General features: G+C 41.4%; 15 protein-coding genes and 1 riboswitch. Of the genes, 10 read left to right on the top strand and 5 right to left on the bottom strand.

The annotated features are described in order from the left end of the window. Positions 1 to 208 precede the first annotated feature (208 nt). From MHB69_RS18215 to MHB69_RS18195, 5 genes are all read left to right on the top strand, one after another. Positions 209 to 1,636, top strand: a complete 1,428-nt coding sequence (locus MHB69_RS18215; RefSeq protein ID WP_046312807.1) for a right-handed parallel beta-helix repeat-containing protein — start codon at positions 209 to 211, stop codon at positions 1,634 to 1,636. A gap of 97 nt (positions 1,637 to 1,733) precedes the next feature. Next, a riboswitch (SAM riboswitch) is annotated at positions 1,734 to 1,843 on the top strand. A 171-nt stretch (positions 1,844 to 2,014) separates the two neighbouring features. Beyond that, the gene (locus MHB69_RS18210) at positions 2,015 to 3,133 is read left to right on the top strand and encodes a sugar ABC transporter substrate-binding protein (protein ID WP_144496447.1); all 1,119 of its coding nucleotides are present in this window, start codon (positions 2,015 to 2,017) and stop codon (positions 3,131 to 3,133) included. A 69-nt stretch (positions 3,134 to 3,202) separates the two neighbouring features. Next, entirely contained in the window at positions 3,203 to 4,699 is a 1,497-nt protein-coding gene (locus MHB69_RS18205; protein ID WP_144496446.1) for a sugar ABC transporter ATP-binding protein, read from the top strand. Then, positions 4,696 to 5,709 carry an ABC transporter permease gene (locus MHB69_RS18200; RefSeq protein ID WP_144496445.1) on the top strand — a complete coding sequence of 338 codons (1,014 nt, stop codon included), beginning with the start codon at positions 4,696 to 4,698 and terminating at the stop codon, positions 5,707 to 5,709. Before MHB69_RS18205 ends, MHB69_RS18200 begins: the two co-directional genes overlap by 4 nt. 95 nt (positions 5,710 to 5,804) lie before the next feature. Further along, a complete protein-coding gene (locus MHB69_RS18195) occupies positions 5,805 to 6,437 on the top strand; it encodes a GTP pyrophosphokinase family protein (RefSeq protein WP_025093809.1) in 633 nt (210 codons plus the stop codon). Positions 6,438 to 6,482: 45 nt separating this feature from the next. Here the strand turns inward: MHB69_RS18195 and MHB69_RS18190 are convergent, their stop codons facing one another. Continuing rightward, positions 6,483 to 6,623 carry a hypothetical protein gene (locus MHB69_RS18190; protein ID WP_162860197.1) on the bottom strand — a complete coding sequence of 47 codons (141 nt, stop codon included), beginning with the start codon at positions 6,621 to 6,623 and terminating at the stop codon, positions 6,483 to 6,485. Between the two features lie 19 nt (positions 6,624 to 6,642). Further along, entirely contained in the window at positions 6,643 to 7,728 is a 1,086-nt protein-coding gene (locus MHB69_RS18185; RefSeq protein WP_046312813.1) for a Rap family tetratricopeptide repeat protein, read from the bottom strand. 518 nt (positions 7,729 to 8,246) lie between these two features. On the opposite strand from MHB69_RS18185, the gene MHB69_RS18180 reads away from it, so the two are divergent. The 3 genes from MHB69_RS18180 to MHB69_RS18170 all read left to right on the top strand — a co-directional run bounded on the left by MHB69_RS18180 (position 8,247) and on the right by MHB69_RS18170 (position 10,451). Next, positions 8,247 to 9,011, top strand: coding sequence for a transporter substrate-binding domain-containing protein (locus MHB69_RS18180; protein ID WP_061110243.1), 765 nt, complete (start codon positions 8,247 to 8,249; stop codon positions 9,009 to 9,011). A gap of 70 nt (positions 9,012 to 9,081) precedes the next feature. Further along, positions 9,082 to 9,726, top strand: a complete 645-nt coding sequence (locus tag MHB69_RS18175; protein WP_024423856.1) for an amino acid ABC transporter permease — start codon at positions 9,082 to 9,084, stop codon at positions 9,724 to 9,726. Next, complete coding sequence (locus MHB69_RS18170; RefSeq protein WP_034281322.1) at positions 9,723 to 10,451, top strand: amino acid ABC transporter ATP-binding protein; 729 nt, start codon at positions 9,723 to 9,725, stop codon at positions 10,449 to 10,451. Before MHB69_RS18175 ends, MHB69_RS18170 begins: the two co-directional genes overlap by 4 nt. An 85-nt stretch (positions 10,452 to 10,536) precedes the next feature. Here the strand turns inward: MHB69_RS18170 and MHB69_RS18165 are convergent, their stop codons facing one another. Beyond that, complete coding sequence (locus MHB69_RS18165) at positions 10,537 to 10,920, bottom strand: VOC family protein (RefSeq protein WP_024423854.1); 384 nt, start codon at positions 10,918 to 10,920, stop codon at positions 10,537 to 10,539. A 118-nt stretch (positions 10,921 to 11,038) separates the two neighbouring features. Between MHB69_RS18165 and MHB69_RS18160 the strand changes: the two genes are divergently transcribed. After that, positions 11,039 to 12,220 carry a class I SAM-dependent rRNA methyltransferase gene (locus tag MHB69_RS18160; protein ID WP_214755325.1) on the top strand — a complete coding sequence of 394 codons (1,182 nt, stop codon included), beginning with the start codon at positions 11,039 to 11,041 and terminating at the stop codon, positions 12,218 to 12,220. Positions 12,221 to 12,256: 36 nt separating this feature from the next. Here the strand turns inward: MHB69_RS18160 and MHB69_RS18155 are convergent, their stop codons facing one another. Together MHB69_RS18155 and MHB69_RS18150 are read right to left on the bottom strand one after the other, a co-directional pair. Further along, complete coding sequence (locus tag MHB69_RS18155; protein ID WP_024423852.1) at positions 12,257 to 12,937, bottom strand: CidB/LrgB family autolysis modulator; 681 nt, start codon at positions 12,935 to 12,937, stop codon at positions 12,257 to 12,259. After that, positions 12,931 to 13,314, bottom strand: a complete 384-nt coding sequence (locus tag MHB69_RS18150; protein WP_034621912.1) for a CidA/LrgA family holin-like protein — start codon at positions 13,312 to 13,314, stop codon at positions 12,931 to 12,933. Before MHB69_RS18150 ends, MHB69_RS18155 begins: the two co-directional genes overlap by 7 nt. 165 nt (positions 13,315 to 13,479) lie before the next feature. On the opposite strand from MHB69_RS18150, the gene MHB69_RS18145 reads away from it, so the two are divergent. Then, a complete protein-coding gene (locus tag MHB69_RS18145) occupies positions 13,480 to 14,367 on the top strand; it encodes a LysR family transcriptional regulator (RefSeq protein ID WP_024426436.1) in 888 nt (295 codons plus the stop codon). Positions 14,368 to 14,374: the final 7 nt, after the last annotated feature.

Genomic DNA, 14,374 nt, shown 5'->3' with positions numbered 1-14,374 from the left:
CATGTCACCCCTTTTAAAAAAAGAAATAAAATCCAAATGCATTATTAACTGATTAATCTGACAATTTAAAAACGAATGGTTTTCCTGTAAGATATTCTTTCAACCATACACCTTTTGACTAGTACATTGCAAGGGACATCGTCATATTTTAATCCTCTTTTTTTTAACCGATAAAGGAAGGAGAGAAGGGAAAGGAGCAAACAACAAGATGAAACGAGCGATACCAGGCATTTTACTCATTTTATTCATGACCGTCATCAGCTTTGGCTGTCAAGCGATGACAGATGAGGCTGGCGCTAAGCAAAGCACAGCCTATTACGTAGCGGTAAACGGAAGCGACAAAAACCCGGGAACTAAGCAAAAACCTTTCCGTACGCTGAAAAAAGCGGCAAGTATGGCGAAGGCTGGGGCAACCATTTACATGAGAGGCGGCACATACAAAGAAAAATTGATTGTCCGCCATTCAGGAACAAAGAAAGCACCCGTTGTCTTTCAAGCTTATGGAAAAGAAAAACCTGTGATTAGCGGGGCTTCCCTTAAAGGAAATCAAGCCGATGGAGGTCTTGTCACGATCGATCAAAAGAGCTACATCACCCTCAAAGGCCTGACTGTAGGACACCTTAAGACGAATAAAGAAGATTTGACACCAGTTGGTATTTTCATCAAAGGAAGCGGCAAAGGCGTCAAACTGCTTAATAACCGAGTGTATGATATTCAGACGAAACATGAAAATGGAAATGCACATGGAATTGCTGTCTATGGGACAAAAGCTCCAGCAGCGATTGAAGACATTGAAATCAAAGGAAATACCGTTGAAAAATTAAAGCTGGGCTTCAGTGAAGCGCTTGTGCTAAATGGGAACGTGAAAAAGTTCCGTGTGACACATAATACGGTCCGGCACACTGATAATATTGGCATTGATTTAATTGGATTTGAGAACGTGGCACCCTCTAAAAAGTATGATCAAGTCAGAAACGGTGTCGTCTCAAGAAACAAAGTATATGAGATTACGAGTGCAGGGAACCCGGCCTATGGCAGCGACATTTCTGCTGGCGGAATTTATGTCGATGGCGGAAAAGACATTGTGATCGATCATAACATCTCACATCACAATGACTTAGGGATTGAAGTAACAAGCGAACATAAAGGAAAAATGGCGGACCGCATCCGCATCGAACACAATCAAGTGTATTTGAACCGCTATACAGGCATTTCTATTGGCGGCTATGATAAGAAGCGTGGCGGTACAACCAATACGACGATCTCACATAATACTTTGTACAAAAATGACACAGCCGGCTTAGAAGGCGGTCAATTGCTGATGCAGTATCAAGCAGTGAACAATCGAATCACGAATAATATCATGACCGCTAGTGCCTCGCATTACTTAGTCGTGAATCTTTATCAAGTGAACCAAAAGAATACCTTCCAGAAGAACGTTTATGATGACCGCAAAGGTGCAAAAGCATCACAGTGGGTATGGCACGGGAAATGGCTGGAAGGCTACAAAACGTATCTCTCTAAAAGCGGTCAAGATAAAGGATCAGCACATCTGAACCCGCAATTTGTGAATGAGAAAAAATATGATTTCCGTCTGAAGAAATCATCACCTGCGAAGAAAATCATCGGAAGCTGATGATATTTTAGAAATTTTCAAAAAAGTCATTGACATTGATGTGACATCACATTAAAGTAAAGAAGACATTTCAACGAAAACAAATTTCATAACGGATCTCTTATCAAGAGAGGCAGAGGGACTGGCCCTATGACGCCCGGCAACCGTTTCTATTTTAGAAATTGGTGCTAATTCCTGCAAAGCTGTTACAGCTTTGACAGATAAGAGAGGAAGACTTCCCGATACATGTTTCATGCAACGGTGATCAAGCCTCTCTTTCCAAGAGAGGCTTTTTTTCGTCTCTTTTTTCAAATCAAATGCCTGTTTTACAGGCGTATTTCCACTTTTTTACCTAGTTTTCCGATGTGAAAAATCAAAACAACTTGAGGAGGAACAGCAATGAAGCGTAAGCATTTTACATCATGTCTTGTCTTATTAACGGCATTAACCATCCTATTAACAGGCTGCGGCACTGGATCAAGTGCAGGCTCAAAGGCAAATACGAACGAAAAAGTCTCTTTTGACAATGTACCGAAGCGATTTGCAAAGGGACAGGGAGCAAAAATTAAAGTCATCCGCAAAATTGGAGGAGACGATCATACAGCTCAATTTTTAGCTGGAACCAAGGCAGAAGGTGAAGCACTCGGCTTTACGGTAGATGTCTACACCGCAAATGGAGATACAGTGAAGTTCCATGATGCCATCTCTCAGGCGCTTGAAGAAAATTATGACGGTTTTATCATCTCTCACGGGGATGACGAGGCGACAGTCGCTGATGTGAAAAAGATCACAGCGAAAGGCATTCCAGTTGTAGCGTTTGATTCGAATCCTAAGCTGAAGGACATCAAAGGGGTCACAGTGACGTCTCAAGATGACGAACAATTAGCGAAAAAATCATTAGATGCGCTCGTGTCTGATTTTAAAGGAAAAGCAAATATTGCGTACCTGTGGGTAGATGGATTCCCGCCAATGGTGAGACGAAATAAGGTCTATCAAGAAACGCTTAAACAACATTCAGGGATCAAAGAGCTTGACCGCTTTGGTATTGCCTCCTCTGATACGTCTGTTCAAACGCAAAATGCAGTAGCAGCCATGCTGAATAAGTATCCAAAGGGCAAGCTGGACGCTATTTTTGCCACATGGGATGCCTTTGCCATTGGGGCAGCAAGAGCGTTAAAGGAAGTAGGAAGAACAGAAGTGAAGATTTATGGGATTGATGTATCAAATGCGGATCTTCAAGAAATGACAGCGAAGGACAGTCCGTGGAAGTACACAGCAGCGGTTGATCCGAAGCTCATCGGCGCAGTCGACGTGAGGATTCTTGCGAAGAAAATAGCTGGTGAGAAAACACCGTCTTCCTATGACCTTGAGGCCTCTCTCATCTCGCAAAAGCAGCTTCAACAAGCAGGAAAAGCCATTAACATGGTCAATCTTGCAGACGAAGTGAAGGGATTTGGTTCATCGACTGCTTTTGAGGAAGATTGGATGAAGACCTTGAAGAAGCATTATACAAAATAAGCGACGTGCACTCTCTTTCCATAGAGGGTGTTTCGTTTTTCAGATGATATCAAGAGAAGGAGGACACCTATGACAGCGCCGCTTGTTCGTATGAAGAATATTTCAATTGAATTCCCAGGGGTCAAAGCGTTAGATCAAGTGAATTTCACATTAAAAAAAGGGACGGTCCATGCACTGATTGGAGCAAATGGTGCTGGGAAGTCAACGTTAATGAAGGTTCTTTCTGGCGCTCATTCCCACTTCGACGGGACCATCTACATCAATGGCCAGGCGGCATCCATTCAAACCCCAAAGGATGCATCCTCATATGGTGTGCAGACGGTCCATCAAGAAGTGGATACGGCTCTTGTTCCCTACTTAAGTGTTGGTGAGAATATGATGATGCATGAAATTGAGAAAAAAACATTTGTCAGCTGGAAAGAGCTGCATCGCAAGGCGGCTCAGCTATTAAAAGAAATGGACATCGACATCTCCACAAAACGACTTGTCAGCGATCTGACCCTTGCCGAAAAACAGATGGTGCTCATTGCCAAGGCCGTTTCCATTAAATGCAGCATTTTAATCTTAGATGAACCAACGGCTCCGCTTAGTCATGCAGAAACAAGCAAATTATTCTCAATGATTGATCGGTTGAAACAGAATGGGACGGGGATCGTGTTTATTTCTCACCGCATGCCTGAAATTTTCACCATCTGTGATGAATTGACTGTGATGCGAAATGGAACGGATGTCGCAGCTCACCTTGTCAAAGACACAAATCTGCAGCAGGTCATTGAAGAAATGCTAGGCGCACCATTAGAGGAGCAATTCCCGTCTCGCAGGCCACTGAAAGATGCACCTATTGTGCTTGAAGTGAAAGAGCTAAACGATCAACATAAATTAAACAACATTCACTTTTATGTCAAAAAAGGAGAAATTCTTGGGATCGCAGGACTTGTCGGTGCTGGTAAAACAGAATTGTGCAAAGCCCTTTTCGGTGCCTCAGAAAAAAAGACGGGGACCGTCCAGCTCCATGGTCAAACCATTCGCATCACTTCGCCTCATCAAGCTGTGAGAGCTGGAATGGCCCTTGTGCCTGAAGAGCGGAGAAAAGAAGGGATCCTGACCGAAGAGAGCGTGGGGTGGAACTTAACGGCTGCAAGTCTTCATTCATTTTCAAGGATATTCAGCTTCTTACATCGTTCGAAGGAAAAGCGGGAAGCAGACGAAATCGTCAAACGACTTGGTGTCAAAACGCCGTCGCTTGAAGCAAAGGTGAAGCACCTATCGGGTGGAAATCAGCAGAAGGTTGCTATCGGAAAATGGCTGCTGGCTGAGGCAGATGTGTATCTCTTTGATGAACCAACCAAAGGTGTAGACGTTGGAGCGAAAAAAGATATTTTCACTTTGATTGCAGAGCTTGCTGCCCGCGGAAAATCTGTGATTTATGCGTCGAGTGAGCTGTCAGAGATTGCAGGTATCGCTGACCGAGTATACGTGTTATATGATGGCAGCATTACCCGGGAAATGACCGCACCGACGACTGAAGAGGAGCTTTTATATCATTCAACAGGAGGACAATCATGAGCGAACAACAAATTCCAGCCCCTGTGCAGCAAATCAAAAAACAGCGGCCATCCTTTCATCTGTTTGATTTCTTTTATCGATATGGCACAATCTTAACCATTGTTGTGTTGATTGTAATATTTGCGGCAGCGAATCCAGCGTTTTTGCAATCAGGAAATATCATCAATATTCTACGGTCTATCTCAATTGTGACCATCATTGCGGTGGGCTTAACCATCTCATTGGCAGTAAACGGCTTTGATTTATCAGTTGGATCAGTCGCTACGCTATCAAATGCGATTGTCATTTCTATGTTCGTATGGTTCTCGCAAAACCCACTGATTGCAATCCTCTCTGCACTAGCGGCTTCTATCATTGTTGGATTGATAAATGCATGGATGATCGTCAAAATGAAAATTCCAGATATGCTCATGACATTAGCCATGATGTTTATCATTCAAGGACTGGCTCAAACGTATACGAAAGGGGCGACCATTTCTGAAAATATGGTGCTTCCCGATGGCACGTTCTCAACGGGAACGATTCCTGCCTTTTTCAGCAAAATTGGACAGGTGCCATATATCATTCTCATTATGGCTGCCATTGTACTATTTGCGCATGTTTTCATGACCTACACAAAGCACGGCCGATTCATGTACATCATCGGTGGGAATAAGGAAGCGGCTCGTTTGTCTGGCATACATGTGAACAAATACAAAATTTCGGCCTATCTGCTTTCTGCGTTATTTGCAGCGATCGGCGGTATCGTACTTGCATCAAGGGTGATGACAGCAGAAATTAATGCTGGTGCACCATATTTAATGGATGGAGTAGCGGCTGCTTTTATCGGCTTTTCCGTTATGGGAGCAGGTAAGCCAAACGCATTTGGCACTTTTATCGGGGCTGTACTCATTGGTATTTTACAAAATGGGCTTGTGATGATGTCTGTCCCTTATTATGCAATGGATATTGTGAAAGGCTCTGTGCTGGCCCTTGCACTGGCGCTGACATATTACAAACAACGAGGCTAACTGCGTATTTTTTAAAACCATTCGAGTCCTCTCTCCGTCTAATAAACGGAAAGCGGTGCAACTGCCGTTTCCCAAAAGGAGATGACAAAAAGAAAATGAATATGTCAGCAACTCATGTAGAAGATTTGAAAAATGTCATGGAAGATTGGAAAAATGAACTATTAGTATATAAATTTGCGTTAGATGAAATGGATACAAAGTTTTCAATTATCAGCCAGGAGTATAATTTAATCCATGGACACAACCCAATAGAGCATACAAAATCACGAATTAAATCCTTTGAAAGCATCGTGAATAAACTAGCAAGAAAAGGATGCGACATCACGACACAATGTGCCAAGGAGCATATCCATGATATCGCAGGTGTCCGCATCATCTGTTCTTTTATTCAAGATATCTATAACATTATGGATGTATTGAGGCAAAGAGAGGATTTAAAGATCCTTGAAGTGAAGGACTACATTCAACATCCAAAACCAAATGGCTACAGAAGCCTTCATTTAATTGTTGAGATACCTGTCTACTTAACAAATCGTGTGGAGCATGTGAAAGTTGAGATTCAGGTGCGGACCATTGCGATGGATTTTTGGGCGAGTCTAGAGCATAAAATCTATTATAAACTGCAAAACGATGTTCCTCATCAGCTGACTGATGAACTGAAGGAAGCCGCAGATATTGCCCATTACTTAGATGAAAAAATGCAGAATATTAAACGAGAAATTGATTAGCACATCAAAAAGCAGCTGTTTTGATCACAGCTGCTTTTTTTCATATTAAGGATTGGTTCCACGGTCTCTCTTTTGAATAATATCTTGAGATTGTGCAGATTGGCTGTCTTTTTGAATGGAAGTACCAACAGAAACACCTGTTATCAAGAGGGTTAAAATCGCACTTGTGATGAGCCATTTCTTCATCATACATCACTCCATTTTCTTAACAAGTTTTCAAGGACAACGCCTTGTTTCTAAAATAAGAGGATTCTTCATGAAGCCCAAGATCCGTTAAGTAAGCTGCTGCATCCTGACAAATAGCTTCAAGGTCAACAAGGAAATTCATTGTTTCTAATTGATCGCAATAAGCCTTGATTTGCTCAATCATGTTGTCTGGCTGAATCATAAGTGTTTCTAAAATGGATAATTTAAGTGAAATGTTTCGTTGTTTTAAATTTTCTGCTTTTTGAAGTGAAAGCTGTACATAATAGTGGAACAAACCTGGCTTTTTCAGCTTAAATAGTGCTTTTGTGTAGGCGTACATGGCAAGTAAATAGCCGCCTGGAGAAGAAGTTTCGAATGATTCTATCATTAAAGCCTTTTCTAGGAGCGGCACAGCTTCACTGTATTCATTTCTTAGACTTTTAATAAAGGCTGCATTGCAATAGGCATGTCCAAGTAAATCTGGATCTTCCATCTGTTCTAGTGAATGAATCACTTCTTCGAACAGCGATTCTGCCTCATCATATTTCGACTGATCCGCATAATTCAAAGCAAGCATCATTTGACAGCTGATTGATTTTTTCACATAACATGGATCTGCGTCGTAAATAGATGAAGCCATCTTTAAGTGGTGGATGGAGAGAAGCGTGGACCTAATATTATAGTAAAGACACCCAGTTTTATAATGAAATTCGGCTTTTTCAATGTCATCGTGCACGAGATCTAATTTATCCTCGGCCAATTTTAAATGGTGAAATGCCGTATCCTGATTGCCTCTGCGCATTTCATACATCCCTTTAAAGAAATAGAAATAATAGCTGAGCATATCATCCGTACGGATGGCATTTTCATCAACAAAAAGACTATGATCTAATGAAGCTGTATCTTCTATTAGATCTTTAAAACGGTACTCTAGCAGTTGATAGTAAAGTAAGACGTCTTGATTTTCTTCCATTCGATCAAACGCTTGAAGAATGTCTTCTTTTAACTGGATGGCACCTTGTATCTCTCTTTTTTTCATCATGACATACCAATCATTGAGCATATTCGCTACATCAACGGACGACAAAACACCTGCTTCTGCCAATTCTTATCCTCCTTTCTTCATCTATCAATATCCGTTCTTCTGAATCAACTTCCCATATTCCAGTATCTTCTTATATTTTAAGCTCTCTCGTGCAGTTTGTAAAACATGTTTTTTGATGTAAATTCAACCAGTAGTGAAAGAAATAGGGAGACACCGCTCTTGTGTATACGCTTACATTTTTTCGGGTAAAAAGAGGGTTTTGGGAAAAATATATTACAATATCAATATAGAGAGGAAGCAAGTTGTTGAGTTTGCTTTCGTATGCAAGGGAGAAACATCATTTATCAAGGCGCTGCCTCGTTTTTTGTGAGATTATCTCACATCATAATTGTGAATGACTCTTCTTTTAGAATAAAATGAGTTATTCGCAAAAAAGTAAAATTTAAAGAGACTATTGATCTAGAATTGTATGGATCTTTGGTATTGATAAAAAATATCACACACTATAGCTTTAGCGTGGTATAGTATTATTGTTATTGCGAATATTTAGACAAAACTGACAATGGGGGTCGTGTTTTATGAAGAAATCGATGTTATTGATCATGGGACTAATTGTTGTGCTTGTCATGGCAGCCTGTGGATCAAAATCGGACAGTGGTTCGGGAGAAGGCAAAGGCACATATAAAATCGGGATAGATACAACTTATCCGCCATTTGAATTTGAAAAGGGCGGTAAATATGAAGGGATAGACGTTGATTTAATTAATGCAATCGCGAAAGACCAAGGTTTCAAAGTGAAGCTTGAAGCCATGGACTTCTCAGGTATCATTCCAGCGATGCAGGCAGGACAGCTTGATGTTGGAATGGGCGGGATGAGTATTACAGATGAGCGTAAGAAGAAAGTAGATTTCTCAGATCCTTACTTCGACGCTGGACTGACAGTTGTTGTGAAAAAGGACAGTAGCATCAAATCTATTAATGATTTAAAGGGGAAAAAGCTAGCTGTTAAAAACGGGACGACTGGTGCAAAGTTCGCAGCTGATAACGCAGATAAATATGGGTATGAAGTCGTTCAATTTAATGACAGCCCATCTATGTTCCAGGAAGTATCAAACGGAAATGCAGATGCCTTAATTGAGGATTATCCTGTCATTACGTATGCGATCGCACAACAAGATTTAAAATTGAAAACAGTTGGAGACCGCTTGAATGGAGACCAGTATGGTATCTCTGTCATGAAGGGGAAAAACCAAGACCTATTGAAGAAGATCAATAAAGGCCTTGAGAACCTAAAGAAAAACGGTGAATATGACAAAATTATTGATAAATATTTGAAGTCATAACACAAGCGAGGCGCGCTCCGAGCGCGCTTTCTTTATGTGTCAGCCGTATGTGAATTAGGGAGGGAGAAACATGGATACTATTATTAATGCATTTCCGTATTTAATGGATGGTTTGCAAACCACTTTATATATCTTTGTTGTTGCCATCATTTTAGGGTTTATCATCGGTTTAATTGTGGCATTATTCCGTCTGTCACCATTTAAAATCTTAAATTTCATCGCACTCGTCTTTGTGAATGCCATTCGAGGCACACCATTTATCGTACAGCTATTCTTCATTTATTTTGGTTTGAATACACTTGAATTCATTTCGCTTGATCGAGTGCCCGCAGGGATTATTACAGTAGCGATTAATGCAGGGGCTTATTTCTCAGAAATTATTCGTGCAGGGATTCAGTCTATTGATAAAGGACAAACAGAAGCTGCGCGCTCTTTAGGCTTTACAGGGGGGCAAAACATGCGCTTTATCGTCCTACCGCAGGCATTCCGCCGCATGCTCCCAGCGATTACAAACCAGGCCATCATCAGCTTGAAGGATACATCTCTCTTATCTATTATCGGAATTGCCGATATTATGCAGCGAGGGCAAGTTCAAGCATCGGCTACATTTGATCCTTTGAATGTCTGGCTGATTGTCGGTGTCATTTATTTCGTGATCATTTATTTACTTTCTCTACTGGCTAGCTACGCAGAAAGGAGATTTGATATCAAATGAGTATGATTACGGTGAAAAACTTAAAGAAATCCTTTGGCGATCACGAAGTGTTAAAGGATATTAATGCAGTCATCGAGGAAAAGGAAGTCGTGTGTGTCATAGGTCCTTCTGGATCAGGGAAAAGCACGTTTCTAAGATGCCTCAATAAATTAGAAGATATCACGGCTGGAGAAGTCGTTGTCCACGGGCACACGATTACAGACCCAAAGGTGAATATCAATAAAGTACGACAAGAAGTAGGCATGGTGTTTCAGCACTTTAATTTATTCCCTCATAAAACCGTTTTAGAAAATATTACGATTGCACCGATAAAAGTAAAAGGCATCGAGAAGAAGGCAGCAGTCGAAAAAGCGTTAGACTTGCTTGAAAAAGTCGGCTTAAAAGACAAAGCTCAAAGCTATCCTAACCAATTATCTGGTGGACAAAAACAGCGTGTAGCCATTGCAAGAGCGTTGGCAATGGATCCGAAAGTACTATTATTCGATGAGCCGACATCAGCTCTTGATCCTGAGGTCGTAGGGGATGTATTAGCTGTAATGAAACAATTAGCTGTCGAAGGTATGACAATGATTGTGGTCACACATGAAATGGGCTTTGCAAGAGAGGTAGGAGACCGTGTCATCTTTATGGATGGCGGATATATTGTCGAGGAAGACAAACCGGAAGCTCTCTTTGGGAACCCGCAGCATGAGCGTACAAAATCATTTCTTAGTAAGGTGTTATAAAAAAGAGTAAGGGCATGTATATGCTCTTACTCTTTTCTTTATGAATAAATGGGAGAGATTTAGCGGCCCCATTTCCTAGGAAATATTAGCGCTGGAAGAATTCGATCCATTCTTGGTCTGGTCCTCTGAAAAAGAAGTAGCAATATCCATTTGGTAATGTCGTAATTTCTTCATCAATTAATTCAATTTGCAGCTTTTGAATACGATTGAATTCAGCATGAATATTGTCTGTTGTGAAAGCGAGATGATGGACCTTCCCTTCAGATGGCAGGTCACTGCTGTAGCCTTGGATGAGCTCAATTTCCGTTTCGGTTTCATCTTTAAAACCGAGAAAGGCAAGCTCAATCACTCCATTTGTATGAGTGATGCGGTCCTTTAATTTCATGCCCACCACTTTTTCATAAAAATCAATCGACTGATCAATGTTCGAAACCATAATACCTGTATGATCTAAGCGTAATGTCGTCAAACGAAGTGCCTCCTCTATGTCATGTTGATAATTTTCTCCTCATCTTATCATAATAGAAGTAACGTATACATTCATATGGTAGGATAGAGAGAGTCAATTTAGGATAAGGATGACACAAATGAAAAAAATCTCATTAAAACAAACATTTGCGGAACAAGTGAAAAAGGGATATCCGCTCATTTCCAAAGATGCAGTATCGCATGTGAACGGTGTACGGGAAGGCGAGCTCATTGAATGGGTGGATGAGCGGGGCACTTTTTTAGGAAAAGGGTATTATGGTGTACAAAATAAAGGTATCGGCTGGGTCCTAACCTTTGATGCGAACGAAAAAATAGATCAAGCTTTTTTTGTCTCTAGGCTTGAGCAGGCAGCGAAAAGCAGAGCGCATTTATTTCGTGATGCACAGACGACTGCTTTCCGTGTGTTCAACGGAGAGGGTGATGGAATTGGCGGTGTCACGATTGACCATTATGACGGATTCTACCTCATCCAATGGTATAGCGAAGGAGTCTATACATTAAAGGAATATGTATTGGCTGCACTTGAGCACGTATATCCAGACTATAAAGGCATTTATGAAAAGAAACGATTTGATACATCTGGACAGTATATAGAAGATGATGATTTTGTGAAGGGAGAGAAAGGTGAATTTCCTCTCATCGTGAAAGAAAACGGCATGAACGTGGCGGTTTACTTAAATGATGGCGCGATGACGGGTATCTTCCTTGATCAGCGTCATGTGAGAAAAGCGATCCGAGATCGTTATGCAAAAGGAAAGACTGTGCTCAATACATTTTCTTACACAGGTGCTTTCTCAGTGGCAGCTGCGCTTGGCGGAGCGAGCCGTACGACAAGTGTAGATGTTGCAAACCGCAGCTTGAAAAAAACATCTGAGCAGTTTGAAGTCAATGGTATTGATGTGGACGGGCAGGATATCAAAGTCATGGATGTCTTTAAATATTTTCCGTTTGCAGCGAAAAAAGGCTGGACCTATGATCTCGTCATCTTAGACCCGCCTTCCTTTGCACGAACGAAAAAGCACACATTCAGTGCGGCGAAGGATTATAAGAAGCTATTAAAAGAAGCCATCCAAATTACAGCTGAGAACGGCGTCATTGTGGCATCAACGAATAGCAGTGCATTTGGCATGAAGAAATTTAAAGGGTTTATTGCGCAGGCTTTTAAAGAAGCAGGGCAAACCTATCGGATACTTGAAGAATATACCCTTCCTGAGGATTTCCGTACAACGAAGAATTATCCTGAAGGGAACTATTTAAAGGTTGTCTTCATACAAGCATAAGAAAAAGCCATTTTCCAATAAGGGAAATGGCTTTTTTTATAAGGCAAACGACATAAGGATAGGCGCTGCACATAATGTAATAATGGCTGAAATAATCATCGATACACTTGAGATCGTTCCTGAGACGGAGCTCATTTCAAAAGCCTTCGATGTTCCTGCCCCGTGTGCACCCGTTCCAAGCAGGACGCCCATGGCAATGTCATTATCGATGCGGAAGTAACGGATCACCATTGGACCGATAATCGATCCAAACAGTGCGGTTAAAATGACAAACACGGCCGTAACGGACGGCATGCCGCCGATCATCTCTGACACACTCATTGCTACAGGTGTTGTAACCGATCTTGGGACAAGGCTCTCAATAAGGCCTGTGTCCAGATGAAACAACTTGGCGATAAATGCCGTTGATAAGATCGCAATAACAGAGCCGCAAGCCACATTCAAAATAATTTCTACTGCATGCTTCTTCAGGATATGAAAATACTTATATAAAGGAATGGCAAAAGCAACAGTCGCAGGCTGCAGCATATTTGTGAGCCATTTCCCGCCTTGATTATAAGCATCGTAAGGAATGTTGACGATTAACAGCAAGACGACAAGGACAAGCGGAGTCACAAGTAATGGGGAGACATAGACCTTCGGATGCCGTTTGTACACCGCTTTTGATCCGAGATATAAAAGAACTGTTAAAATCAGAAATAGTCCGCCAACTAACATAGTTTTTTCCGCTCCTTTCGTTTCGCAATCATTTGCGTCATGATACCAGTTGAGAGCATGACCACAAACGTACTAATTAAGACGACAAGGACAATACTTGTGCCAGATTGAGAAAGCAGTTTTCCATAATCAATGACACCAACTGCTGATGGAATAAAGAAAAGCAGCAGTTCTCCGAGCAGCCATACGGCGCCAAGTTCTATCCATTTTAATTGAATGATTTTAAAATGAAGTAATAAGAAAATGACAAGAATGCCTATGATCGTGCCTGGGATTCTTAAATGCAAAAAGGCCGCCAGCACATTCATGAATTTCGCAAAAATAAACAAGGCCATAATCTGAAGGGCAGCAATCAGCGGCTTTTTGAGCAATTTCATTTTCTGTTCACTCCTTTTTCTATATAAATTGTTCACTATTTCACAAAAACATGACAACGTTCCAAGTGATGAGCTTACTTTAAAGTGTACAGCACGTTCAGTTATAGGTAAAATACATATATCGAATAGTAATTATTCCTTTTGTCTATAGGAAGGATGAATCAGGTGGACATCAGACATTTAACATATTTCTTAGAAGTGGCAAGGTTAAAGAGCTTCACGAAAGCATCGCAGTCCCTTTACGTATCGCAGCCGACCATTTCCAAGATGGTCAAAAACCTGGAGGATGAGCTGGGGGTGCAGTTATTTTACCGCAATGGCCGGCAGGTTGAAATGACAGATGCTGGCCAAACCATGTATACACAAGCGAGTGAAATCGCACAGTCATTTCAGAATTTAACGAACGAATTAAATGATTTAATGAATGTGAAAAAAGGGCATATTCGAATCGGACTGCCGCCGATGATTGGGTCAAGTTTCTTCCCGAATGTCATGGGGGAATTCCGCCAGCAATATCCAGATGTCACATTTCAATTGGTTGAGCACGGCTCCATTAAAGTAGAGGAAGGGGTCGAGGATGGGTCGCTTGATATTGGTGTCATTGTTCTGCCTGCAAATGATAAAATTTTTCATACGTACACCATAATTAAAGAGAACATGAAGCTCGTGACGCATCCATCCCATCCGATGGCTGGTCGTGAGGAGGTACATTTAGCTGATTTAAGGGAAGAGTCTTTTATTTTCTTTAGAGAAGATTTTGTTCTGCACAGCCGGATTTTGAATGAATGTATGAATGCGGGATTCCGGCCAAATGTCATTTATGAAACGTCTCAGTGGGATTTCATTAGTGAAATGGTAGCTGAAAACTTAGGGATTGGACTCCTGCCAGAACGAATCTGCCGTGATCTTGATCCCGAAAAGGTAAAGGTCATTTCCCTAAACCCGTCGATCCCGTGGCATTTAGGTGTCATTTGGCGAAAGGACCGCTATTTGTCGTTTGCGGCAAGAGAATGGTTAAAGCATACGAAATCCTACGTGTGGGATGCAGAGTAAAAGGGAG

It is taken from the genome of Bacillus sp. FSL K6-0994 (genome assembly GCF_038630815.1).
GTDB classification, from domain to species: domain Bacteria; phylum Bacillota; class Bacilli; order Bacillales; family Bacillaceae; genus Bacillus; species Bacillus safensis.
Note: the sequence above shows the minus strand (reverse complement) of the source record. Positions and strands in the feature narration are given on the sequence as shown.